The sequence below is a fragment of the Algoriphagus machipongonensis genome, assembly GCF_000166275.1.
GTDB classification, from domain to species: Bacteria; Bacteroidota; Bacteroidia; order Cytophagales; family Cyclobacteriaceae; genus Algoriphagus; species Algoriphagus machipongonensis.
Genome location: NZ_CM001023.1, coordinates 1,475,061 through 1,499,236, shown reverse-complemented (window position 1 = coordinate 1,499,236; position 24,176 = coordinate 1,475,061). Strand labels below are relative to the sequence as shown.

The 24,176-nt window shown below is 38.7% G+C and carries 25 protein-coding genes; 14 read left to right on the top strand and 11 right to left on the bottom strand.

Annotated elements, in window-relative coordinates:
* Positions 1 to 124: 124 nt before the first annotated feature.
* Positions 125 to 406 carry a hypothetical protein gene (locus ALPR1_RS06465; RefSeq protein ID WP_008199348.1) on the top strand — a complete coding sequence of 94 codons (282 nt, stop codon included), beginning with the start codon at positions 125 to 127 and terminating at the stop codon, positions 404 to 406.
* On the opposite strand, the gene hisS is transcribed toward ALPR1_RS06465, so the two are convergent.
* On the bottom strand, positions 403 to 1,770 hold the full coding sequence (gene hisS / locus ALPR1_RS06460) for a histidine--tRNA ligase (RefSeq protein ID WP_008199343.1): 1,368 nt from the start codon (positions 1,768 to 1,770) through the stop codon (positions 403 to 405). The genes ALPR1_RS06465 and hisS overlap by 4 nt on opposite strands.
* Positions 1,771 to 1,941: 171 nt before the next feature.
* Here hisS and ALPR1_RS20940 point away from each other — a divergent pair, with 171 nt between their 5' ends.
* A complete protein-coding gene (locus ALPR1_RS20940) occupies positions 1,942 to 2,085 on the top strand; it encodes a hypothetical protein (RefSeq protein ID WP_193352728.1) in 144 nt (47 codons plus the stop codon).
* Positions 2,086 to 2,124: 39 nt separating this feature from the next.
* Here the strand turns inward: ALPR1_RS20940 and ALPR1_RS06455 are convergent, their stop codons facing one another.
* Complete coding sequence (locus tag ALPR1_RS06455) at positions 2,125 to 2,637, bottom strand: metallophosphoesterase family protein (RefSeq protein WP_008199340.1); 513 nt, start codon at positions 2,635 to 2,637, stop codon at positions 2,125 to 2,127.
* A gap of 67 nt (positions 2,638 to 2,704) precedes the next feature.
* Between ALPR1_RS06455 and ALPR1_RS06450 the strand changes: the two genes are divergently transcribed.
* From ALPR1_RS06450 to ALPR1_RS06440, 3 genes are all read left to right on the top strand, one after another.
* Positions 2,705 to 3,106, top strand: coding sequence for a rhodanese-like domain-containing protein (locus ALPR1_RS06450; protein ID WP_008199339.1), 402 nt, complete (start codon positions 2,705 to 2,707; stop codon positions 3,104 to 3,106).
* Complete coding sequence (locus ALPR1_RS06445) at positions 3,103 to 4,473, top strand: NAD-dependent succinate-semialdehyde dehydrogenase (protein WP_008199338.1); 1,371 nt, start codon at positions 3,103 to 3,105, stop codon at positions 4,471 to 4,473. The genes ALPR1_RS06450 and ALPR1_RS06445 overlap by 4 nt, the downstream gene beginning before the upstream one ends.
* A gap of 82 nt (positions 4,474 to 4,555) precedes the next feature.
* Entirely contained in the window at positions 4,556 to 5,536 is a 981-nt protein-coding gene (locus ALPR1_RS06440) for a pyruvate dehydrogenase complex E1 component subunit beta (RefSeq protein ID WP_008199337.1), read from the top strand.
* A gap of 162 nt (positions 5,537 to 5,698) precedes the next feature.
* Here the strand turns inward: ALPR1_RS06440 and ALPR1_RS06435 are convergent, their stop codons facing one another.
* Positions 5,699 to 8,224 carry a TonB-dependent receptor domain-containing protein gene (locus ALPR1_RS06435; RefSeq protein ID WP_008199336.1) on the bottom strand — a complete coding sequence of 842 codons (2,526 nt, stop codon included), beginning with the start codon at positions 8,222 to 8,224 and terminating at the stop codon, positions 5,699 to 5,701.
* 362 nt (positions 8,225 to 8,586) lie between these two features.
* Here ALPR1_RS06435 and ALPR1_RS06430 point away from each other — a divergent pair, with 362 nt between their 5' ends.
* The gene (locus tag ALPR1_RS06430) at positions 8,587 to 9,564 is read left to right on the top strand and encodes a sensor histidine kinase (RefSeq protein WP_237701627.1); all 978 of its coding nucleotides are present in this window, start codon (positions 8,587 to 8,589) and stop codon (positions 9,562 to 9,564) included.
* The gene (locus ALPR1_RS06425; RefSeq protein WP_008199330.1) at positions 9,561 to 10,310 is read left to right on the top strand and encodes a LytR/AlgR family response regulator transcription factor; all 750 of its coding nucleotides are present in this window, start codon (positions 9,561 to 9,563) and stop codon (positions 10,308 to 10,310) included. Before ALPR1_RS06430 ends, ALPR1_RS06425 begins: the two co-directional genes overlap by 4 nt.
* A 33-nt stretch (positions 10,311 to 10,343) precedes the next feature.
* On the opposite strand, the gene ffh is transcribed toward ALPR1_RS06425, so the two are convergent.
* Both ffh and ALPR1_RS20800 read right to left on the bottom strand, forming a co-directional pair.
* Positions 10,344 to 11,678 (bottom strand): signal recognition particle protein, encoded by a 1,335-nt coding sequence (gene ffh, locus ALPR1_RS06420; protein WP_008199329.1) that lies wholly within the window; start codon positions 11,676 to 11,678, stop codon positions 10,344 to 10,346.
* Positions 11,679 to 11,689: 11 nt separating this feature from the next.
* Positions 11,690 to 11,842 (bottom strand): hypothetical protein, encoded by a 153-nt coding sequence (locus ALPR1_RS20800; RefSeq protein WP_008199328.1) that lies wholly within the window; start codon positions 11,840 to 11,842, stop codon positions 11,690 to 11,692.
* On the opposite strand from ALPR1_RS20800, the gene ALPR1_RS06415 reads away from it, so the two are divergent.
* From ALPR1_RS06415 to ALPR1_RS06400, 4 genes are all read left to right on the top strand, one after another.
* Positions 11,841 to 14,252 carry a glycosyltransferase family protein gene (locus ALPR1_RS06415; protein ID WP_008199327.1) on the top strand — a complete coding sequence of 804 codons (2,412 nt, stop codon included), beginning with the start codon at positions 11,841 to 11,843 and terminating at the stop codon, positions 14,250 to 14,252. The genes ALPR1_RS20800 and ALPR1_RS06415 overlap by 2 nt on opposite strands.
* Positions 14,239 to 14,955, top strand: a complete 717-nt coding sequence (locus ALPR1_RS06410; protein ID WP_008199326.1) for a class I SAM-dependent methyltransferase — start codon at positions 14,239 to 14,241, stop codon at positions 14,953 to 14,955. Before ALPR1_RS06415 ends, ALPR1_RS06410 begins: the two co-directional genes overlap by 14 nt.
* A 7-nt stretch (positions 14,956 to 14,962) precedes the next feature.
* Positions 14,963 to 15,487, top strand: a complete 525-nt coding sequence (locus ALPR1_RS06405) for an FKBP-type peptidyl-prolyl cis-trans isomerase (RefSeq protein ID WP_040303300.1) — start codon at positions 14,963 to 14,965, stop codon at positions 15,485 to 15,487.
* Between the two features lie 86 nt (positions 15,488 to 15,573).
* Complete coding sequence (locus ALPR1_RS06400) at positions 15,574 to 15,975, top strand: c-type cytochrome (RefSeq protein ID WP_237701626.1); 402 nt, start codon at positions 15,574 to 15,576, stop codon at positions 15,973 to 15,975.
* A gap of 1 nt (position 15,976) precedes the next feature.
* Here the strand turns inward: ALPR1_RS06400 and ALPR1_RS06395 are convergent, their stop codons facing one another.
* The 3 genes from ALPR1_RS06395 to ALPR1_RS06385 all read right to left on the bottom strand — a co-directional run bounded on the left by ALPR1_RS06395 (position 15,977) and on the right by ALPR1_RS06385 (position 18,429).
* The gene (locus ALPR1_RS06395; protein WP_237701625.1) at positions 15,977 to 17,014 is read right to left on the bottom strand and encodes an App1 family protein; all 1,038 of its coding nucleotides are present in this window, start codon (positions 17,012 to 17,014) and stop codon (positions 15,977 to 15,979) included.
* 114 nt (positions 17,015 to 17,128) lie between these two features.
* Positions 17,129 to 18,082 (bottom strand): ABC transporter ATP-binding protein, encoded by a 954-nt coding sequence (locus ALPR1_RS06390; RefSeq protein ID WP_008199321.1) that lies wholly within the window; start codon positions 18,080 to 18,082, stop codon positions 17,129 to 17,131.
* Positions 18,079 to 18,429: an MmcQ/YjbR family DNA-binding protein gene (locus ALPR1_RS06385; RefSeq protein WP_008199319.1), complete on the bottom strand. Its 351-nt coding sequence runs from the start codon at positions 18,427 to 18,429 to the stop codon at positions 18,079 to 18,081. The genes ALPR1_RS06390 and ALPR1_RS06385 overlap by 4 nt, the downstream gene beginning before the upstream one ends.
* A gap of 120 nt (positions 18,430 to 18,549) precedes the next feature.
* On the opposite strand from ALPR1_RS06385, the gene ALPR1_RS06380 reads away from it, so the two are divergent.
* From ALPR1_RS06380 to ALPR1_RS06370, 3 genes are all read left to right on the top strand, one after another.
* Positions 18,550 to 18,750, top strand: coding sequence for a dodecin family protein (locus tag ALPR1_RS06380; RefSeq protein ID WP_008199318.1), 201 nt, complete (start codon positions 18,550 to 18,552; stop codon positions 18,748 to 18,750).
* Between the two features lie 143 nt (positions 18,751 to 18,893).
* Entirely contained in the window at positions 18,894 to 19,778 is an 885-nt protein-coding gene (locus ALPR1_RS06375) for a sterol desaturase family protein (protein WP_008199317.1), read from the top strand.
* A gap of 284 nt (positions 19,779 to 20,062) precedes the next feature.
* The gene (locus ALPR1_RS06370) at positions 20,063 to 21,166 is read left to right on the top strand and encodes an acyltransferase family protein (RefSeq protein ID WP_008199316.1); all 1,104 of its coding nucleotides are present in this window, start codon (positions 20,063 to 20,065) and stop codon (positions 21,164 to 21,166) included.
* Between the two features lie 50 nt (positions 21,167 to 21,216).
* On the opposite strand, the gene ALPR1_RS06365 is transcribed toward ALPR1_RS06370, so the two are convergent.
* From ALPR1_RS06365 to ALPR1_RS06355, 3 genes are read right to left on the bottom strand one after another with little or no spacing between them, the layout of a single operon-like run.
* Positions 21,217 to 21,411: a DUF6728 family protein gene (locus ALPR1_RS06365; RefSeq protein ID WP_008199315.1), complete on the bottom strand. Its 195-nt coding sequence runs from the start codon at positions 21,409 to 21,411 to the stop codon at positions 21,217 to 21,219.
* A gap of 43 nt (positions 21,412 to 21,454) precedes the next feature.
* Positions 21,455 to 23,440, bottom strand: coding sequence for a (E)-4-hydroxy-3-methylbut-2-enyl-diphosphate synthase (gene ispG, locus ALPR1_RS06360; protein ID WP_008199314.1), 1,986 nt, complete (start codon positions 23,438 to 23,440; stop codon positions 21,455 to 21,457).
* A gap of 5 nt (positions 23,441 to 23,445) precedes the next feature.
* Positions 23,446 to 24,150: an SDR family oxidoreductase gene (locus ALPR1_RS06355; protein ID WP_008199313.1), complete on the bottom strand. Its 705-nt coding sequence runs from the start codon at positions 24,148 to 24,150 to the stop codon at positions 23,446 to 23,448.
* Positions 24,151 to 24,176: the final 26 nt, after the last annotated feature.

The following is a 24,176-nucleotide window of genomic DNA, read 5'->3' as shown; positions in this document are numbered from 1 at the left end:
TGGAAAAACAAATCATCCAATTTTTAAAATAATCTCAATCCGTAAAGAAAGGTTCTTAAATGGCTGAAAATCTGCAACTTTTTACCTCAAAAACCAGTCTTAATAATTAACAAACAATGAGCCTATGAAACCCATCGAAATCATTGAAAAAGAGCAACTTGCTCACTTGTTCTTCAGCAAAAAGGAAGTCTTAAACAACCCTGATTTACAAAAGGACAGACTCTCTAAACTCATTCGATCTCAAACCCTTGGAAATCTTCTTCGAACCAAGGTATTGCTTACATTCTCTACTGCTGATGATCATATCTACCAAATTCATACGACAGTATGGGCTGTGGGTCCAGATTTCATCTCTTTGAAGGGTGGACTAACACTTCCGGTATCTTCTATTTTAGCAATAGATTAATTCTTTTTAACAGAATCAATTACTTGCTCAATTGACATGGACTCTTGATTTCCAGACTCCAGGTTTTTCAAAGCAAGCATTCTATTTTCAATTTCCACATCTCCACAAATACCTACAAAAGGGATTCCCTTTTTTGTAGCATAATCAAATTGCTTTTTGATTTTTGCACTGTCAGGGTAAATCTCCGCTTTAATCCCTGCATTTCTCAATTTTGGCAAAACACTTAAAGCATAATCCAAGCCTTTTTGATCAAAATGAATTAAAAGTATTTGGGTTCCATCCAAACTTTCTGCCGGGAACAAATCTAATTCTTCCAAGACATCATACAGACGATCCACCCCAAATGAAAACCCTACTCCAGATACGCCCTCAAGACCGAATACACCAGTCAGATTATCATATCTACCTCCACCACTCACGGAACCAATGGAAACTCCATTTACTTTCACTTCGAATATAGCTCCTGTGTAATAGGAAAGCCCTCTTGCCAACAGGATATCAAAATCAACATGATCAAGATTTGCTCCCATTTGCCCTAGAATTATTATCATTTCCTCTAGTTCAGCAACTCCTTTAAGGCCTACTTCACTCGATGCTAAAAATTCTTTTAGAAAACTGATTTTCCCTTCAAGATCTGTATCCAGATTGACCAAAGGCTCCAATTTCTCTACAGACTGATCCGCAAAACCACGCTCCGCTAATTCTATTTTCACCTTCTCCCAGCCGATCTTGTCCATTTTATCAATTGCCACACATAAAGGAGCTTCTTTTCCTGCCTCACCGATCGCTTCTGAAATCCCCGTCAGGATTTTCCGATTATTAACTTTAATATCGTAATCATTCAGTTTAAGCTGCGAGAAGACTCTTCTGATCATTAAAATAATCTCAGCCTCGCAAACCAAGCTATCAGTCCCTACTACATCCGCATCACACTGATAAAACTCTCTGTACCTTCCTTTTTGAGGACGGTCTGCTCTCCAAACTGGTTGGATTTGAAATCTTTTAAATGGAAAAGTCAATTCATTTCTATTCATCACTACAAAGCGTGCGAAAGGAACCGTCAAATCATATCTTAACCCTTTTTCGGAAACTTTGGGTAAAGTCGCTAGTGGTCCTGCTTCGATATCCTTACTCTCTACTTTTTTCAGGAAATCACCACTATTCAATATTTTAAACAACAACTGATCACCTTCATCTCCGTACTTACCTGTCAAAGTATTTAGGTTTTCCATTGCAGGAGTTTCTATTTGCTGATAACCAAATAGCTGAAAAGTGTCTTTAATGGTATTTAGAATAAAATTTCTACGAGCCATTTTTACTGGCCCAAAATCTCTCGTTCCTTTAGGAAGTCCAGGTTTTTGCATGATTTAATCAGGTGATTTGAAAAGCCAAATTTATTCAAAAAAAAGGAAACAGCCTTCCCGACTGAGAATCATTTGAAATTTATTTCGTAATAGTATTAGGCTAAAAAGAATTGTTTCATTAATTTTGCGCTTCGTTTCGAAACAAAAACATTATTTATAAATATTACGACCATGGCAGTTACTACGTTAAAGAGAAAGTTGAGAAGGAGAAGACAAAGTCAAACTACTCGCGTGATCAAAATCAAAAAGCTGAGCGCTAAGCCAGTGATCAAAAACGTGGACGTAGAAGAATTGAAAAAGTCTTTCAAGAAATAATTCTCTAAGAGAAAAATCATAAAAAAGGTGATCCTAGGATCACCTTTTTTGTTTTCCACGCTTCCCTAATTCTACCACTCTTAAATTTTTTATCTCTCCAGCATCCAAGTCAAAAAGCAGCATGGTTCGCATGATATGAAAACCATGTTGACCACTAGCTCCTGGATTCATATAAAGGCAGTTTAACTCCTTATCAAACTCTACCTTACAAATATGTGAATGCCCACAGATGAAAATCTTCGGCTTTACGGATTTGATTTTTGCCTTGATTCCTTTGGCATATCGAGGTGGCTTTCCCCCAATATGGGTCATCAGCGCATGAACGCCATCCACTTCCCAATCCAACCATTCCGGATATTCCTGCTGAATTTCAGCATCATCAATATTTCCAAAAACAGCTCTAATCTGCTTACCAGGGGGCAAACTTTCCATTACCTGTAGATTTCCTATATCTCCAGCATGCCATATCTCATCTACAGAATCTAAATAGGTAAGCGTTTTGTGGTCAATGTAACTGTGGGAATCGGAAATGAGAGCGACCTTAGTAGGCATTTACGTCGAATAAAGTTAAATTTCTTTCAAGTTGGTCTTCTAAATTTTCTCTTCAAAAAAATATCTCATGAAAACACAAATTAAAATTACACTCGCCCTGTTCTCTTTAGTATTGATAGCATCTTGCTCTAATAAAACCGAAGAGGCAAGTAACAAGATTGTGGCTGTCACAGATTTTGACAAAGTCCAATCTGAAAACGAGGACCTAGTCATCCTTGATGTAAGAACACCAGAAGAGTTTTCTGAAGGCCATATAAAGGATGCGATTTTAATCAATTTTATGGGAGATGATTTTCAAAGTAAAATCGAAAACCTAGATAAAAGCAAAACTTACCTACTGTATTGTAAAGCCGGTGGAAGGCAAGAAAAAGCCAGTATCCAGATGGAATCCATGGGTTTTGAAAACATTCTATTATTAGACGGTGGAATGACAAGCTGGCTAGCAGAAGGAAAACCAACTGAACAATGAATCACATTAAATCAATTAATCCATTTACAGGAGAATTATTAAAAAAATTTGAATCACTAAATAAAACAGAAATTGAAAATAAATTAAATGCTTCAGAAAAAGCATTTGATCAATGGAAGGAAAGTTCATTTAGTGAACGGTCTAATTTAATGTCCAAAGCTGCCGATCAATTACGGAGCGAAAAGGATAAATACGCCAAAATCATTTCTCAGGAAATGGGCAAAGTAATCAAAGAAGCCAAAGCAGAGGTAGAAAAATGCGCTTGGGTTTGTGACTACTACGCAGAAAAAGCCGAGTCTTTTTTAGCAGATGAACCTATTTCACTTCCAGATGGAGCCAAGGCAAAAGTCAGCCATGAACCCATAGGAACAGTATTGGCAGTAATGCCTTGGAACTTCCCTTTCTGGCAAGTTTTTAGATTTGCAGCCCCAACATTGATGGCAGGAAACACAGGCCTTCTCAAGCATGCTTCTAACGTCCCTCAATGTTCCTTAGCCATAGAAGAAGTATTTACCAAAGCAGGTTTTCCAGCAGGAACTTTTCAAAGCTTATTGATTGACTCAAAAGTCACCACAGAGCTGATTTCTGACTCTAGGATAAAAGCTGTTACTCTCACAGGAAGTGAAAAAGCTGGTGCATCCGTGGCCTCAGAAGCTGCTAAACACATCAAGAAATCCGTGTTAGAATTAGGAGGAAGCGATCCTTTTATCGTTTTAAAAGATGCCAATATTGATGAGGCAGCAAAAACAGCTGTAAAAGCAAGGATGATTAATTTTGGGCAAAGTTGCATTGCTGCCAAAAGGTTCATCATTGAGGAACCAGTATTTCAAAAATTTACTGATTTATTCTGCAAACATTTAAATGTTTTAAAAGAGGGAAACCCTTTGGAGGACGATACTGACTATGCATGTATGGCTAGAGCTGATTTAGCTGAGGAATTAGGGCAGCAAGTCCAAGAATCAATAGATATGGGTGCTAAGGTCTTAATGGGCGGAGACACCCCAAAAGATGGAAGCGCGGCTTATTCCCCAACCGTCTTAACAGATATTCCTAAAAATTCTCCCGCCTATAAAGATGAACTATTTGGCCCTGTAGCCACTTTGTTTTCTGTTAAAAATGAAGATGAAGCAATCGCCCTGGCCAATGATTCTGAGTTTGGTTTAGGCTCATCACTCTGGACCGAAGATCTTAAAAAAGGAGAGTATTTATCCTCTAAAATTGAAAGTGGGGCAGTTTTCATCAATTCCATGGTAGCTTCTAATCCACACCTTCCATTTGGTGGAATTAAGAAGTCAGGATTTGGCAGAGAACTCAGTCGATACGGCATTTTAGAATTTGTCAATTCAAAAACTGTGTATTTGGGTTAAATATGGGGATTAAACCCTTCGGGTATTTTTGCAATTGCCCAATTCCTTTCTATTTTTACGAACCAAATTTTGTCTTGAACTAATGAGAGAAATACAGTTTCGCGAAGCCCTTAGAGAGGCCATGTCTGAAGAAATGAGACGTGATAAAAACGTTTTTTTGATGGGTGAGGAAGTTGCTGAATACAATGGCGCTTACAAAGTATCACAAGGGATGCTCGATGAATTCGGCCCAGAGAGAGTATATGATACCCCTATTGCAGAGCTAGGCTTTGCTGGCTTGGGAGTAGGTGCCGCTATGAATGGCCTGAAACCGATCATCGAGTTTATGACTTTCAACTTCTCTTTGGTTGCGATAGATCAGATCATTAACTCTGCTGCTAAAATGTTGGCCATGACAGGCGGAGCTTATAGTGTACCTATCGTTTTTAGAGGTCCAACAGGAAATGCCGGTCAATTAGGTGCTACGCACTCTTCCAACTTTGAAAATTGGTTTGCTAACACCCCAGGTTTAAAAGTAATTGTCCCTTCTAACCCATATGATGCAAAAGGCTTACTGAAAGCCGCTATAAGAGACCCAGATCCAGTGATTTTCATGGAATCTGAGGTAATGTACAGTGATAAGGGAGAGGTTCCTGAAGGAGAATATTTATTGCCAATTGGAGTAGCTGACATCAAAAGAAAAGGTAATGACGTGACTGTTATATCCTTTGGTAAAATGATGAAAGTAGCGCTTCAAGCTGCTGAAGAAATGGCAAAAGAGGGTATTGATTGTGAAGTTATTGACTTAAGAACGGTTAGACCTATAGATTTTGAAACTTGTGTAGAGTCTGTTAAAAAGACAAATCGAGTGGTAGTAGTGGAAGAAGCAAATCCTATGGCTGCAATTTCTTCTGAATTAACTTATCACTTCCAAAGACACATTTTCGATTACTTAGATGCTCCAGTAATCAGAGTGAACTCCATGGATATTCCGTTGAGCTACTCTCCTTCTTACATTGAGGTAACAATTCCTAATGTTCAAAGAACTGTTGAGGCAATCAAAAAAGTTAGCTACAAAAAATAAGTCCCCTTTAAAATTCATAAAAAAACCCGACCTCAAAAAGGTCGGGTTTTTTGATTACTACTACCCAATCTATCTATAAAAGATACTCTTTAGATTGTATGGGACTGTCCCTACAATCAGCGAAAGTCATGAGAATGAACTCATGACTTTCGATTTAATTTTTTATTTGTTGTTATTGCTGACTCCTACTCCTCCACCTTGGTTCATATCGCCTCCGTCTCCACCTTTCAAATCATCATTATTAACTGATTTTTTCCTTCTCTGTCTTTGGTCAACACTTAGTTTTCCGATTCTATAGCTAAAGTTGATTTTGAAATTCATATTCCTCATCACATTGGTACTATTCTGCACAATGGTAGGTGTAACGATCTTATTTCTCATTTTAAACTCTTTGGTTAAGAAGTTATCAGCACCAAATCCAATACTTCCTCTTTTCTCATTGAATTGCTTATTGATTCCTAAACCGTAGGCAGCGAATCCTCCGGAAGTACCTTGCAACTGAACTCTGCTACCTCTAGCAAAAGTAAATAGCTGAATCTGCCAATCTTTCGGTAAGGTATAGTTTCCAAACATACGTCCAGAGACTACAAATCCTTGGTTGGATGCTGCATATTGAGGATCTGTCAAGCCATTGTCTAACATTGAGTAATAAGTCTCAATACTTCCATTCAATGAGAACTTGCTACTGATGTTGATGTTGGTGAAAATACTACCACCAATTGCTTTCTCTTGTCCGATGTTATCAAAAGTGGTGAAAATCACACCATTATCCTGAACAGTTCTCACTGCTTGAATTGACCCTGTAGTATTTCTGTAGAAACCTGTGAAGTTCAACATAGTCTCTTTGAAATAAGTACTATACCCCAACTCGTAGTTATCTGTGAATTCAGGATCCAATGTTGGGTTACCTTGAGACCACTGAGTAGGATTTGAAACATCCAAGTTAGGATTAAGGTATCTTAATGAAGGACGTGAAATTCTTCTATTGTAGGCTGCCTTAATCAGGTTTCCATTTTTAAGTTTTCTACTCAAGTTTAAGCTTGGGACCAATGTTCCATAAGATGGAATATCTGCAGCTGCTTCAGTTTTAAAGTCAGCATTGATCGTAGTATACTCGTACCTAAAACCTGGCTTAATAGTATAATTCTTGAAAAGTGTAGTAGTGTAGGACACATACCCAGCCGTAACATTCTGATCATAATTGAATGCATTCGTCAATGATGGGTTATCGCTTTCCACATATTCACCATCTTCACCCATTGCCTCATAGTAAGTAAAGTCAGAAACCGCTTTTCTAAGGATATTTTTCGCTCCATACTCTAGGATAGAATTCCCTTCTTTTCCAAGTGGCTCCACAAAATCCAACTGAATTGTATACTCTTCGTTTTTACTTGGATTGTCATTTTTCAATCTAGAATCAATCGTTTGGAAATCATCACTGTACAGAGAGTTAATGAAAGAGCTTTCTCTATTGTCTCTAGTATACAAAGTCAAAAGACTGATTTCCTTTCCTTTTTTCTCAAAAGTTCTGGTGTAATTCAAACTCAAATCCATTGAGTTAGAGTTATCCTTCGAATTAGTCTTTCTAAGCAGATTACTAACAAGATTTCCCTCTAGGTATCTCTCAGTTAAAAAGTTTTCCTGTGCATTTTTTGAGTTTCTGATTCCGAAATTAACAGCACCAGTCAAGAAATTATACTTGTCAATCTCATAGTCCACACCAAAGTTGTATCTCCCAAACAAGTGAGTTCTTTCTGTGTCTGCAGACTGAAGAATAGTTGAGGTAGAATTATCAGGGTTGGTAACCACCTGCTTATTCTCAAATCCACCCAAGATATTATATCCTGATCTTCCGAAACCTCCTAAAGTAAATCCAAGCTTACCTTTTCTTGCACTGGCATTAAGTCCAAGATCTGACCCTCTAAGTCCAGTTCCAGTTCGGATGTTTAATGACATCCCTTGCAAGTTATTCTTCTTTGTGACAATATTAATTACACCTGAAGTTCCTTCCGCATCAAACCTAGCTGATGGAGAAGTAATCACTTCTACTGCTTTGATCTCATCCGCTGGGATTTGCTTCAAGGCATCTGTAATACTACTTGCTGCAATCGCAGAAGGTCTATTATCAATCAATACCGTGATATTGCTACTTCCTCTCATGGACACATTCCCATCCAAATCAACAGATAACATAGGAACTCTTCTCAATACATCTGTTCCATCACCACCGGCAGTGGTTTTATCATTCTCTGCTTTATAAATAGTTCTATCTACACGCTCTTCAATTAATTCGCGTTGACCTTGAACCGTCACTTCTTCTAGTGCAACTCCCTCATCTGTCATTAAGATTTCTCCCAAATTCACATCACCAGTTGGAGAAGCCACAGAGACATTTACAGCCTTGGTTTCAAATCCCAAAAAGCTAATTTTAAGGGTATAGTCGCCTGTTTTCATTCCAGTGATAAAAAACTTACCTTCATCATCAGCAACCGCGCCGGCGATATTTTCTTCTGTACCAGTCTTATAAAGTGCTGCGGTAGCATAAGGTACAGGCTCTCCAGTCGCATTGTCTTTAGCTACACCAACAATTCTTGCTGGAGCATTCTTAGATGCTGTAGTTGTTTGGGCATTTACACTGCTAAATGCTAGAAAGCTAAAAAACAGTGATAAGTAGATAAAATTCTTCATTTTCGTCGTTGCTGAGTTGCGTTACACAGTTATGTACAGCAAAACAACAGTGTATGTTTTACACTTTAATGGTGTAATAGACCACTGGGATTGTTTTATCGACAAAACACCCTTTTCACCAGACAAACCCAGAGTTTCTATGGATAAACCGCTTTATCCGCTCATATAGGGGTTTCGAAGATGTAATCATACTATTGACCGAATTCATTTGAGGGTTCGGGCTTCTTTTCCTTAGTTTGGATATACAATTAAGGCCTATGTTCCCTTTTAGCACGAAAAAGAACCTTTCATTCCTTGTCCATTTTCTCGGATGGGTAATGCTCTGTATTGTCCTCATTCTTCTTTCCCCTCTCTCTTGGAGAATGGGAAATAACGAATTACCAGATGCATTTTGGTTTAAACAGGTATTCCTGGTAGCCTTTTTAATAAGTGTATTTTATTGCAACGTTTCCATTTTTGTCCCAAAGGTTTTATTAAAGGGAAGAAACTATAAATACCTGTTATTGGTGGTCAGTGGGGCGGTACTTTTTTACTTTTCAATCATATATTTCGAGCAGTTCATTAAGTATCCTATGAAGATGCATGAGTTCTTCAATCCTGGGGAACCCTATGAGCAAAGAAAAAGATGGTTACCTGGTGATGTATTCCAGATTCTACTTTACATGGTATCGATTGGGCTTAGTACTTCCCTGGCATTAGTACAAAAATGGAGAAGAGATGAAGAGAAAAGGCAAGATCTTGAAAGACAGCGAATCAACACCGAACTTTCTTATTTGAAAGCTCAAATCAACCCACACTTCTTTTTCAATACACTAAATAATATCTATTCGCTGACCAACCTTAATGTAGAAAAAGCACAAAAAGCTCTTTTGAAGCTTTCTAGAATGATGAGATACGTCCTTTATGAAAATCAAAAGGATGAGACATTGCTGAAAAAGGAAGTTAATTTTATACAAGATTACATCGAACTCATGAAAATGAGGTTAACACCAAATGTGATACTTAATTTAAAAATTGAAGAGCCCAAAGAAGACCAAATCATAGCTCCTATGTTGCTTTTACCTTTCCTAGAGAACTCTTTTAAGCATGGGATAAGCAATCAAAAAGAATGTGAAATATCTATCCGATTGGAAGTTATGGGAGACACCTTGTTTTTTGAAACTCGTAACCAGATTTTCCCGATTCACTCCGACAGCCCAGAAGCTAAAGAAAACGGTATTGGAATGGTTAATACTCAAAGAAGACTAGAATTGCTCTACCCAAATAAACATAAGCTCAAATTTGGTAAGGACGAGGCAAAAAATGAATATTGGGTAAACCTGACAATCAACTTGGCATGAAACTCAATTGTATAGCCATCGATGATGAACCATTAGCACTCGACCTAATTTGTAAATTTATCGAGCAAACCTCCTTTTTGAATTTGATAGGTAAATTCACCAATGGCGTTGAAGCCTTAGGCTTTATCAATCAAAATGAAATTCAGTTAATTTTCATGGACATCCAAATGCCTGATCTGTCAGGTATGGAGCTCGCAAGAGTTTTGGATGGGAAGAAAAACTCAGATAATACGAGAATCATCTTTGCCACGGCATACCATCAATTTGCTATTGAAGGATACAAGGTTGAAGCGCTTGATTACTTACTGAAGCCTTACAGTTATGAGGATTTTTTGAATGCCTCCACTAAAGCTTTCAGCTATTTTGAACGTTTAAAAAACCACTCACAACCGGCAGTTGCTTCACAAAGTGATTCCGCACAGCCCGAATACATTTTTTTGAAAGTTGAATACCAGCTAGTCAAAGTCATTCTTAAAGACATCGCCTGTGTGGAAGCCTACAAGGATTATGTGAAAGTTCATTTGCTGTCCAAGCCTAACCCAATGCTCTCTCTGACTAGTCTGAAGAGCATGGAAGAACTGCTCCCCTCTCAGCAATTTATGAGAGTTCACCGTTCTTATATTGTTGCTTTGAATCATATTGATTCGGTTTCAAAAAATGTGATCCAAATAGGAAAGCATCAAATTGCAGTCGGCGATAATTATAAAGAAGCTTTTCTGGAATTTATAAGCAAGTGGATGAACTAAAACAAAAAAGGAGCTGAAAAGCTCCTTTTTTGTTTATCTGCCTCCCGGAGGCATTAATTTGCTCATGGCGGCTTTTGCTCCGCCCATTTTATTCATTTGCTTCATCATCTTCCGCATATCGCTGAACTGCTTCATCAGGTTATTCACCTCTGTGATGGTTCTTCCCGAACCATTCGCAATTCTTTTTCTCCTGCTTCCATCAATAATATCTGGTTGATGGCGCTCTTTTGGCGTCATACTTTTAATGATCGCTTCGATCGGCTTAAATGAATCATCGTCGATATCCAAACCTTTCATTGCTTTGCCCATTCCCGGAATCATCCCCATCAAATCCTTGATATTACCCATCTTCTTAACCTGCTCAAGCTGAGAAAGGAAATCATCAAAATTAAAATTGTTTTGACGGATCTTGGCATTAATTCGCTTCGCCTCATCTTCATCAAATGATTGCTGAGCTCTTTCAACCAAAGAAATAACATCACCCATCCCCAGAATTCTCTGAGACATACGATCAGGGTGGAACACGTCAATATTTTCCATCTTCTCACCTGTAGAGATGAATTTGATGGGTTTATTTACTACATGGCGAATAGAAATGGCAGCTCCACCTCGAGTATCACCATCCAACTTGGTCAATACTACTCCGTTGAAATCCAATCGCTCATCAAAGGTCTTTGCAGTATTCACTGCATCTTGACCCGTCATGGAATCTACTACAAACAAGGTCTCTGATGGGTTCAAAGCTTTTTTCAAAGCTTCGATCTCTTGCATCATCTGCTCATCAACTGCTAGACGACCTGCAGTATCGACTATGACTGTTTTCTTTCCAGATTTTTTTGCGTAAGCAATCGCATTGTTTGCAATTTCTAAAGCATTTTTATTTTCGGGCTCGGCATAAACCTCCACTCCAACTTGCTCTCCCAATACTTTCAACTGGTCGATTGCAGCGGGTCTATAAATATCACAAGCTACCAAAAGCACCTGGCGGCCTTGCTTCTTTAAAAGACTTGCTAGTTTACCGGAAAATGTTGTTTTACCAGAACCCTGAAGACCTGAAATCAAGACAACAGATGGATCTCCGCTAAGATTGATCTCCACTTTGGTACCGCCCATTAATTTGGTAAGCTCCTCCTGTGTGATTTTCACAAGCAATTGTCCTGGAGAAACAGAGATCAATACATCTCTACCCAAAGCTTCTTGCTTAATCTTATCTGTTACTTCTTTGGCAACTTTATAGTTTACGTCGGCATCAATCAAGGCTCTTCTGATCTCCTTGACAGTTGTGGCAACGTTAATTTCAGTGATGGTCCCGGTTCCTTTCAAAGTTTTGAAAGCCCGGTCTAGTTTAAAACTTAAATTATCAAACATTCCTATTGCGGCTATTTGGTGCAAAAGTAATGAATTTCATCAGGGATAGAAAGATTCATTTCATCTATTCCTAAAATGTCCCCTACTTCTTGATTAGGTCTGTTTGGGTTTAAATTCCTAATTTGCGCAAGCATTGAAAAAATCTCCGAAAATACTTCTTTCATGACGATAGATTTTAAAAAGAATATACTTCCTCACGCCATAGGAGTAGCCATATTTTATGCCATTGTTGCATTTTATTTTTCACCTCTATTATTAGAAGACAAAGTCATATTCCAAGGGGATATACTAAAATGGGAAGGTTCTGCTAAAGAAGCCATGGATTTCCGCGAGGCAACTGGCGAGGAAGCGCTTTGGACCAACAGCATGTTTGGCGGAATGCCTGCTTATTTTATTAGCATGGAGTTCCCAGGAGACATTACCAATGCGGTAGTATCCGTGCTAAGCTTAGGTCTTCCTCACCCTATCAATGGCTTATTCTTAGGCATGGTTGGGATGTACATTCTCTTATTAAGCTTAAAAGTCAGGCCTACTTTCGCCATTTTGGGTAGTTTAGCTTTTGCCTTAAACAGCTACAACTTACTCAGCCTTGCTGCAGGGCACAATGCTAAAATATGGGCAGAATGTTTAATTCCTTTGATTTTGACAGGCGTACACCTTGCCTTTGAAAGAAAAAGGATACTCGGAGCTTCGATCCTTGCATTAGGACTTCTATTGCAGTTTAAATTCAATCACGTACAAATCACCTATTACACCTTTTTGATTTTAGGTATTTACGTGATCGTCAGACTAATTTTTGAATGGAAAAAAGAAGGCTGGGCGAGCTTAGGAAAAACGGTAGGGATTTTAGCTTTAGGTACGTTTCTAGCTGTAGGTGGAAATATTGGAAGACTGGCAACAGCTTTAGAATACTCTAAATATTCTACCCGTGGAGAAGTAACGATTGAGAGTAAAGAAGCAGGTTTAGCAAAGGATTATGCTTTTGGCTGGTCCAATGGTATCATGGAATCTTTCACTTTATTAATACCTGACTTTTATGGAGGCGGGTCTAGCTCTCCTTTACCTAAAAATTCTGCAACGGAAACAGCACTTAGACAGCAAGGAATGGATCCTGCCCAGATCAATGGGATCGTTCAAGGAGCTCCTACTTATTGGGGAGACCAACCATTTACTGGAGGACCTATCTATGGTGGAGTCATCTTGATTTTCTTAGCAGTACTTGGTATATGGGCAGCTCCAAAACAAACACTTATTAGCTTCGGAGTGATCATAGTTTTTTCCCTGATGCTCTCTTGGGGTAAAAATCTTTCATGGTTTAATTACTTCCTTTTCGACTACTTCCCTTATTACAATAAATTCAGAGCTGTCTCTATGGCTCTTGGGATGACCCTATTTGCAATTCCTGTGCTTGGAATTATTTCCTTAGAAAAACTAATAACAGAGAAGCAGACCAAATCACTTATGATGGCTGGCGCTGTCACCGGAGGGTTAATTTTACTCTTTATTGTGGGTGCAGGTATGTTTAGATATGCAGGAGCCGCTGACCAGACTTTACCAGACTGGCTACTTGGACCACTTAGAGAAGATAGGAAATCGATGCTTCAGTCCAGTGCATTTAGAAGCTTAGGCTTTCTGGCAGCTGCATTTGCCTTAATTTACTTTACCGTAAAAGGTAAAATAAATGACCTTATTCTTGGAGCAGGCTTATTCGTTCTGGTTTTAGCGGATCTTTGGACGATCAATAGGCCCTATTTAAATAATGAGTCCTTTGATGTAAGCCCTTCCCAATCCTACTTCAGCGCTACTCCTGCTGACAAGGAAATTGAAAAAGACACGGGTTATTTCAGAGTTCTGGACTTAACTGAAGGGCTAATGTCTGCGGGACGAGCAAGTTATAGGTTTCATGCAATTGGAGGTTACCATGGTGCCAAAATGAGGAGGTTTCAGGACTTGATTGACTATAGACTTTCAGATGAATTAAGCGCTTTTTTAAGCAAGGCTCAGGAAGGGGATTTTGATTTTGAAGGAATTCAAACCTTCAATATGTTAAACACAAAATATATCATTGCTGGCAATGCAGCAAATGCTGTATTTGAAAATCAAGCTGCTAACGGTGCAGCATGGATTCCAAGTGACATTCGTACTGTAACAAGTAATGAAGAGGAGATTAAAGTCATTGGCGAGATCAACACGAAATCGACAGCTACCATCAACAAGGAAGAATTCGGTCAAATCCCGGCTGGTTCAGGAAGCATTGAACTTACCTCGCACGCACCTAACAAGCTGACTTACTCAGCTAATATGAACCAAGGAGGACTGGCAGTATTCTCGGAGATATATTATCCTGTGGGTTGGACTGCTACCATCGATGGTGAAAAATCCGAAATTCTTAGAACTGATTATCTTTTAAGAGGGTTAAGCTTACCAGCAGGGCAGCATGAAATAGAGTTTCAATTTGCTCCAGACAGCTATTACAGCACCAAAACCCCAATGATTATATTCCAATACTTGATCCTTATAGGATTAATAGCAGGAATATTCTTTACCATAAAAGATGAAAATGGAAGAGCCTAAAGATAAAATCATCAGCTATTATGATCAGTTTTCTGAAAAACAAGAGAAAACTGGCATTAACTCTCGCCATTTGAGTATCCTCGATAAGGTGAAAGCAGCGGGGCTTGAGAAGCATCACAGAATACTAGAAGTTGGATGTGGGATAGGAACAGTCAGTAGTTTATTGGCAAGCCAAGTACCTCAAGGAGAAGTTTTAGCAGTGGACATTAGCCCTGAAAGTATTGACAAGGCAAAAGTGATTTGGAAAGAGCATAAAAACCTGAAGTTTGAAGTTTCAGACATGTCCAATTTTCACAAGGAAAATCAGTCATTCGACTTTTTTGTGTTTCCAGACGTTTTGGAACATATCCCAGTGGATCAGCACAAAAGGTTATTCCAAAACATTCAGGAGCATTCACATCAGGATTCGGTCATATTTGTGCATATACCTGCTCCGAGATATTTACAATGGATGATCAATAATGAACCCGAAAAACTTCAGGTCATAGACCAACCGTTAGATTCTGGAGATTTAATTAAAAGCATCACTTCCTGTGGCTTTTACCTAGAAAAAATGGAGACCTATCCAGTCTTTTATACTGAAAAAGATTACCAATATTTTATCTTCAGATCACAAAAACCATTAGAAAAATCAACCCCAAGAAGCAAATGGCAGGTTTTGAAAGAAAGAATCAGCATTCGCTTGAAGCATGGCATTAATTAATGAATTTATGAAAATCAAAAACAATACGGTTGTTGGCTTAACCTACGAACTCAAAGTCAGCAAACTAGAAGATGAAATAGAGTCTGCACCATTTAGTGTAGAAATCAGAGATACTGAAGACCCTTTTTACTTCCTTTTTGGACAAAGTGGGCTTCCAGAAAAATTCGAAAATTTGTTAGCTGGTCAGGCTGAGGGAGAAGATTTCTCCTTTACGCTAGCAGTAGAAGAGGCTTATGGTGAAGCAGACGAGGAACTTCTAGTAAATCTACCAAAATCTCAATTTTCCTCGCAGCAAGGGTTCAACGAAGACATGCTGGCAGAGGGAAACTTTCTTCCTTTGATGGATGAAGATGGAATACCAATGCAAGCAAAGATCATCAAAGACCTTGGCGAGGAAATCATGCTTGACTTTAACCATCCTTTGGTAGGTTTTGACCTTCATTTTGATGGGAAAATCATCGAAGTCAGAGAAGCAACTGAGGAGGAATTAGCGCATGGCCATGTTCATGGAGAACATGGAGCTCATGATTGACACTGAAATTAATTAGTTCAAGAGGTAAGGTCGAAAAGCCTTACCTCTCTTTTTTTATAGTTTTCTAAAACGTAACCCCAGAATAATTGAGGAGTAGCATAATCCTACTGATGATTCTTTCTGCCTGCACCCAAAAACCTTCCGCAGACACAAAAGACACCTCTTTAATAAAAGAGAAGGATTATATCCGGGTTATAGAAGGAATAGATGAACCATTAGATCACGAGATGATCCAAAGAGGGGAAGTATTGATCTCTTATTCAGATTGTTCAGAATGCCACAAGGATGACATGAGATCTAAAGGCCCCGCTTTTCGGGATATTGCAAAGAGGTATCCAACTTCTCAGGTTTACCTAGATTTATTGGCAAGAAAAGTGATTTCTGGTGGCACAGGATCTTGGGGAAATCCGATCATGTCCCCTCATCCTGAAATCAATGAAGATGATGCCAAAGCTATGGTGAGTTACATCCTTTCTTTGGAAGATTAATTCAATTACTTTCTTTTTCATCTTTCACTTTGCCCTCTGCTATATCAATCAAATCCCCTTCGTTAATCCATCCTTTTGATAGAGCATACTCGGAAGCCTCTAAAGTATTCTTCACCAAAAGCATATCCACACCCAGCTTTTGTAACTCCACCTTGACTCTTTCTACATATTCATGTCTTGAAGAATGTACATCCCGAATAAAAACCATCCTTATTCTTCCTGGAAATTCCTTGACAATTTGCAAATATATATCCGGATCTTCCTGCCCACTATCACCGATCAGAATGAAAGGCAACTGCGAATAAGTCCTTAAAACCTGTCTTATTTGCTCAAGTTTATGCTCTGAATGGCTACCTGCAATCAATTCAGTTCTAGAAAGCCCAATATCTCTTAGAAGTAAAGGGCCTTTGGGAATCTGATGAATCTGAAGTAGTTCATGTAGAAAATCATATAGATTCCATGGGCTGCTTGAAACGTAAAAAAACGGATTACTTTCTACCCCATCTGTCCCTTTTTGCAAAGCTTTATAAAATTCAGCGACTCCAGGAAAAGGAACACGGGTATGTGCATTCTTAGCAAAAGTAGTTTTCAGCATTTCTAACATTCGCATTGCTCCTGTAGGAATAATAGTGTCATCCACATCTGAAATAATCCCAAAATCGATATTCCCTACTGGTAAAAAGACATCCGCATAAGCACTTACTTCCCCTTGATTTTTGATCACCTCATCTATTAGTGTCAGTTTTATTTCCTGCCACCTCGAGTGTAATATCAAAGAGGCTTTAGGTTGAATTTTAAATTCAAAATAACCTTCCTCATCTGTTTTTGCGAAATACTCTTTGCCTTGAAACTCTGCTCTCAAAGTAACTTTGGGAATGACCACACTCATAAACCTCCTTCGCATTTTCCCTATGTTTTTCCAGACACTGTCCTCTGGGCTAGAAACCCCAATTCTATTATCACGAATTACTCGACCGACGAGTAATATTTCTTTCTCATTGCCAAAGCCTTCGTAGGGAACAATCAGAATAGATTTCATCCAACCTAGTTTGATCCACAACCATAAAATTGATTGACTGACCAACAGTTTGGTTTCGTATAAAACACTTAAAATGAGATGTCTTTTTTTTGACATGGGTAAAACCTTACCGAATCAGAGTCGCATTATTTTCTCTTCCTCCCAGCTCACATACACCCGGTCTCCAACGGCATACTTTCGCTGTGGATCATCCACTTCCCAAGTAATTCCACTTTCTTTCAATTTCACTTGGAGCGAATTAAAATGGACCAAAAACCGGGAATCTACCACATGTGCAAGTAAGCCATTTTTCGTTCTCAATTTTACATTTGCAGGTCGTAGGTAGCTGCTTTTTGAATTGGGCAACCGATTAATCGGGCTAAAAAGCCTTGCGACATACTGGGTTTTAGGACTTTCACAAAGATCCTTGGAGCTCCCTGTTTGCACGGTCTTCCCCTTTTGTAAAATCAGTAGATTATCGGTTAGCCGTAGCGCATCATCCAGATCGTGAGTTACAAATACGACCGTCGTTCCTAACTCTAAAAACAAACTCTTCAATTCAGAAATCAACTGATGTGTCTGAATAGTGTCCAAAGAACTGAATGGCTCATCCAACAACAATAAATCAGGCTCCACACTTAATGCTTTTGCGATAGCCACTTTTTGTTGTTGTCCTCCGGAAAGTTGCCTGGGATATCGGGATTTAAATTCTTGAAGCCCCAATAAATCCAACAGAGTTTCTACCCTAGCCTTGGAATAATCTTTCTCATAATGAAGAAGTGGTCTGGCTATATTTTCCTCCACAGTAGAGTTTGGAAACAAGTGAAAATCCTGATGGATCAATTTAATCTCATCATACCCTGAAACCAGTTTATGCTTTGGGTTAAGTATTAGTTCTCCATCCAAATGTACTTCACCTTCATCTTGTATTTCCAATCCAGCCATGATACGTAATAAAGTGCTCTTTCCAGATCCACTTGCACCGACAATCGATAAAAACTCACCTTTTTCCAGGGATAAAGAGAAATTGGATAGTGCCAAACCTTGATCGTAAGATTTGGATACATTTTGGACGGAAAAGTAACTCATGGACGAATTTGTGCTTGGATTTTTTTTGGCAGGCTGCCAAAGATAAGTTCATAGGAGTGATCTGCCAATTCCAATATCAGTGTGTCGGGAACATTTCCTGTAGTGCTGACTGAATTCCACTGCTTCTTATTCATGTGGTATCCAGGAGTGATTCCTTCAAATTCTTCTCTTAGCAATACAGCACGTTCTGGATCACATTTCAAATTGATGTACTGAAAGGAGTTTATGGAAGTTATAGAAAATATCTTGCCTCCCACCCTAAAGCAAAGGGCATCTTTATCGAAAGGGGTGTCTTCAGTTACACCGGGTTTGGCAAGACAGTAATCACGAAAATAGGTCAGAGTCATAAGGCATAATAAATAGAAACTTTTGGTATAGAACAACTTATATGATTTATCAATTTAGACCTCCGATAAAATTTAGGTATATTCTAAGCAAGATTAATTTTCAAATAAACCAAAATAACGATGGGAATAGTAAAAGTTTTAGAAGTAATCGCCACGTCAGATCAAAGCATAGAACATGCAATACAAAACGCTGTTGAGGAGACCTCAAAAACAGTAAGAAATATTGATTCAGTCTATGTCAAAGATATCAAAGCTCACGTAAAAGATGGCAAAGTGAGTTCATATGGATGTGTTTGCAAGGTATCATTCCGTGTGGACTAATACATAAATAAGCTTAATAAAACAGGGAACAACCATAAAGGCTGTTCCCTGTTTTATTTTGACTTTAAACAAAATGAAGTTTTGAAGCGTTTTTTGTGCGTAAAATCACATACTAAAAAAGATAAAAAGTACATCTTTGCTTCATGGAAAAGTACATCAAAGCAATTTCTGATGGCTATTACGGCTATTGGAATTATTTGATCAATGAGATTTTAAACCCAAGCTGGCATAATTATTTTTATTGGCTTGTCGGGGCTTCTTTAGCCATTTGGTTATTAGAAGTAGCTTTTCCCTGGAGAAAAAATCAACCCATCATTCGAGAGCATTTCTGGCTGGATATTTTCTACCTATTCTGGAATTATTTCTTATTTGCTTTGGTGGCTTACAATGCCTTGTCCATGGTAGCTGTAGAAGCATTCAATGACTTTCTCGGTCTATTTGGCATTACGAATACCGTCGCAATTAAAGTCGATCAATTACCCGGCTGGGTCCAGCTTCTAATCATATTTATTGTCCGTGACTTTATGCAATGGGCCATTCATATGATGTATCATCATGTAGGCTGGATGTGGGAATTTCATAAAGTACATCATAGTACGAGAGAAATGGGTTTCGCTGCTTTACTGCGTTACCACTGGATGGAAAACATTCTTTACCGAACATTAGAGTATATTCCTTTGGCAATGATTGGGTTCGGAATTACTGATTTCTTCATTGTACATATTTTTACATTGGTTTTAGGCCAACTGGGGCATGCCAATCTTTACATTCCCCTTGGACCTTTCCGATACATCATAAATGGCCCTCAAATGCATTTATGGCATCATGCTAAGGAATTACCTGAATCACACCCAAATGGGTTTAATTATGGGATTTCATTGAGCCTATGGGACTTCCTTTTTAGGACAAATTATTGGCCATCTGACGATGAAAATCTGCCTGTGGGGTTGCCGGATGAAGAAAATTATCCAGAAGATTTTATCGGACAAAACATTGCTCCCTTTAAGAAAATCTTCAGAAAAAAATAAAGCTTCGAATAATTGGCTGTTTTATATTTTACTGCGTTAAAGTCTTTGTGGCCTCTACAAAAGCCACCATCCAATTATGGCAAAACAACCTGAAGGCAAGCCGAAAAGTGATAAATCCGCTCCTGCAAAAACACTAAAAGAAAAAAGGGCTGCAAAAGCAGCCAAAAAGGAAAGTAAAAAAAATGATTATTGATTTAATTGACTAGGTGCAGAAATTCTGCACCTTTTTTTATGCCTACTACCTCCTATTCATTAGATTAGGGTTAAACCCAACCTTATACCGAATGAATTCACCCTTATCCAAGTCTGGTAGACTTGTTTCCTTGGACACTTTTAGGGGCCTCACCATGTTTTTATTGATTGCGGAGGCAGCATTTGTTTATGAAAGTCTTTTAGAGGCTTTTCCAGATCCTGGCATTTTAAACTCCTTTTTCACCCAGTTTACACATCACCCCTGGAACGGGCTTAGGTTTTGGGATTTAATCCAACCTTTCTTCATGTTCATTGTGGGCGTTGCAATGCCTTTCTCGCTAAACAAACGTCTCGAAAACCAAGAAAACAGGTCGGAGGTCACCAAACACATTCTTAAAAGATGTTTTTACCTTTTTCTATTTGGCACTGGATTACACTGCATCTATAGCGGAGAGTTAGTATTTGAGCTTTGGAATGTCCTGACTCAGCTTTCTTTCACTATTTTGGTCACCTACTTTTTGATTTCAAAATCCTGGAAAATCCAACTTGGAGTCTCGGTGGCTCTATTGTTATTAACTGAATTCCTTTACAGAATTTATAACCCTGAAACACCCTATGAACATGGGACAAACTTTGGGAATTATATTGACATGATCCTGATGGGACAAATCAATGGCGGAGGTTGGGTTGCAATAAACTGCATCCCTACTGCTGCACATACCATTTGGGGAGCTATCTGTGGCAATTTACTCCTATCAAAAAAATCAGATCAAGACAAAATCAAAACTCTTACGATCGCCGGAGTAATAGCATTAATCATCGGCTATGGGTTAGATTTAACTGGTATCACTCCAATCATCAAGCGGATTAGCACAAGTTCATTCGCCTTGGCATCAGGGGGCTGGGCTCTTATTACATTGGCTTTTTCTTTTTGGCTTATTGATGTCAAAAAATTTCAATCAAAGGCGTTCCCATTCATTATTGTGGGAATGAATTCCATATTTATCTACCTATTTGCGGAAATATTAGGTCATCGATGGCTTTTCAGAACCATCAGAATATTTACGGATGGATTTTTAGGCCCAATAGGGCTTGGTGAACATTTCATCGCAGTGATCACCTCTTTTATTACATTAGCTTGTATGTGGGGGCTTTGCTACTTTCTATACAAAAAGAAAATATTCTTCAGAATATAAAAAAAAGGTCATCTCCCTATGGAAATGACCTTTTTTCTCTTTTAAATGCCTCAAATAAATCTTTTAACCGTCCATACGATGATGGCCAAAAGAAAGATAATAATGGATATCTTATTGATTCCATGCATCATCCTCAGGTTAAGGTTTGACTTTTGGTTGGGGTCAGGTTTTTGAAAAACTCGGATAAAATAATTTCCTACCTCTCCTAACTTAAAGAACTCCTTTACTTTATTATTTTCTGACATAGTTTATGCTTTAATGATCGAACAGCTTGGATGGAAAATTAGTTTAAGAAACTTCCTCAGATTCGTTCCACATTCCATCTTCTTTGATGATTTCTATCAATTCATCCACCGCATTGGCTGAAGGCACCGAGCGTTTCATGACTTCTTTTCCCTTATATAAAGTGATTTTACCTTTTCCGGACCCTACATAACCATAATCTGCATCAGCCATTTCTCCAGGACCATTGACAATACATCCCATGATTCCAATCTTCACGCCTTTCAAATGATCTGTTCTTTTTCTGATCATTGCAGTAGTTTCCTGCAGGTCAAATAAAGTTCTTCCACAAGAAGGGCAGGAAATATACTCCGTTTTGGACATTCTGGTTCTTGCTGCTTGTAGAACTCCAAATCCAACAGAATTATGCAGTTTTATCTGTTCCAGTACCTCTTCTCGATCCGTTTGGTTCTCCTTTTCGAGAGAAATGAAAATCCCGTCTCCCAAACCATCTATTAAAAGACCTCCAACATCCGTAGCCGCATAAAGCATCGTCAAGTCTTGGTTCTGATCTGGATATGCGATTTTTACAATAACCGGAACATCCATTTTTGCTTCCATTAAAGAAACAATAGCTCTCCTCATCGCAGGCATCGCATGTTTATTGGATGTCTTCAATATCAAGACCGTTTTATCTCTCTTGGAAAGCAAAGAAATTGCTGATTCTATTTCAGTATCGAAGACCTCTAGAAAATTTACTTCAGGATGAAATTTTTGGGCTTTAGCATAGGCCGCCAAATCAAAAAGAGGGAATTTATTTACAGCATCCCCTGATTTCTCCCAAGTTTCTGCGTCTTGAATTTCCTTCATTCCATTGGGCAACATAAATGGAATTGGATTGGATCCTGAATACACAAAGTCGCATCCTTGATCATTCATTTTCCATTTATCTAGTTCCGGAAGGTAGAAATGCCCTGTCTGCTTAATCTCCTTTTCTGTTATATTTTCAATTTTGGAAATATCGGTAATGACACGTGGTACATTTTGACCCCCAAAATTATAAATCTCGTTACTATGCCTTTTTTCATGGTCAAAAGGATGGATTGGATAGGTATCTATCTCTTTAATTTTAGCATGAGGGGCACGGTGAGAATATCGGTCAATCAATGCTTTAGCTACTGGAGCCTCAAATTCTGGATCTTCCGTAAGTGAAACTCTAACCGTATCACCAAGTCCATCTTCTAGCAAAGTCCCAATTCCTACAGCGGATTTTATTCTTCCATCTTCTGCTTCTCCAGCCTCGGTCACTCCCAAATGAAGAGGATAGGGCTTGAAGCCTCCTTCGTTTAGTTTTTGAACCAGCAATCGATAAGCCTGAACCATCACTTGGGTGTTGGATGACTTCATCGATATCACGATGTCAAAATAGTTTTCATCTTCACAAATCCTCAAAAACTCCAAAGCTGACTCCACCATCCCTAAGGGAGTATCGCCGTAGCGGCTCATGATTCTATCAGAAAGGGAACCATGATTGGTACCAATTCTCATGGCAGTACCATGTTCCTTACAAATTTTCACCAATGGCAAGAAGCGATCACGGATACGGTTTAGCTCCTCTTGGTAGGTAGCATCAGTATATTCTATGACCTCAAATTTCTTCTTATCGGCATAATTCCCTGGGTTAACACGTACTTTCTCTACAATCCTGGCTGCTACTTCAGCGGCATTAGGAGTAAAATGAATATCTGCTACCAAAGGTGTTTTATAACCCCGTTTTCTTAATTCATCCTTGATGTTTCTAAGATTTTCGGCCTCCTTAATACTCGGAGCAGTTATTCTCACCAATTCACAACCGGACTCGATCATTCGAATACATTGCTCCACTGAACCCAAAGTATCCATCGTATCTACCGTAGTCATAGATTGAACTACAATAGGATTATCCCCGCCGATCAAAACTCCACCAACATTGACAGGTATTGTTTTTCTACGAGCGTATGAGGTCAAACTATCGCAATACAATTGATCCGCTGACTTAATAATTGATTCCATATATTTTAGATATCTCCGAGTTGTGGTCTTATCACTATTTCTTCAACAACAGATTGAGGCGAAAGGTTATAAGCAGACCATACAGATTCTGCAACATCAACCGAGCGCATAAACCTTTCTTCGGGTAATTCTACCCCTTCCCAACTTGCAGTATAGGTTGCTCCAGGCAAGACTGAGGTTACTTTGATCTGCTCATTTTTCAATTCTTCGCGTAGACATTTGGTCATTCCCAACATCGCCCATTTAGAAATGGCATAACTTCCGCCATTGGCATAAGCAGTCAAACCTGCAATAGAGCCAATACTAAAAATATGCCCACTTTTCTTTTCCTTCATCCCTCCTATTAAAGCACGAGTCAAGTAATAAGCAGAATAAAGGTTTGTATTCATCATCATCTCAAAATTGCCTTCAGGTTCATCTAAGATTGCTCCAGGAATAAATACCCCCGTATTGTTTACCAAGACATCAGGAATGGAAAATGCTTTGACTTTTTCCGCAAACTCTAATACTTCTTCCTTTTTTGAAAGATCAGCCTTTACTGCCAATACATGAATCAAAGCATGGTTTTCTTCCAATGAAGCTCTCAATTCGGCTAAATCCTGTTCATTTCTTGAACAAGTTATCACATCAAAACCTTCATCAGCAAAGCGCTCGATGATCGCTCTTCCAATGCCTTTGGTACCACCAGTAACCAAAATACTTTTACTCATTTATTTCGTGTTTTAATAGTTAGTAC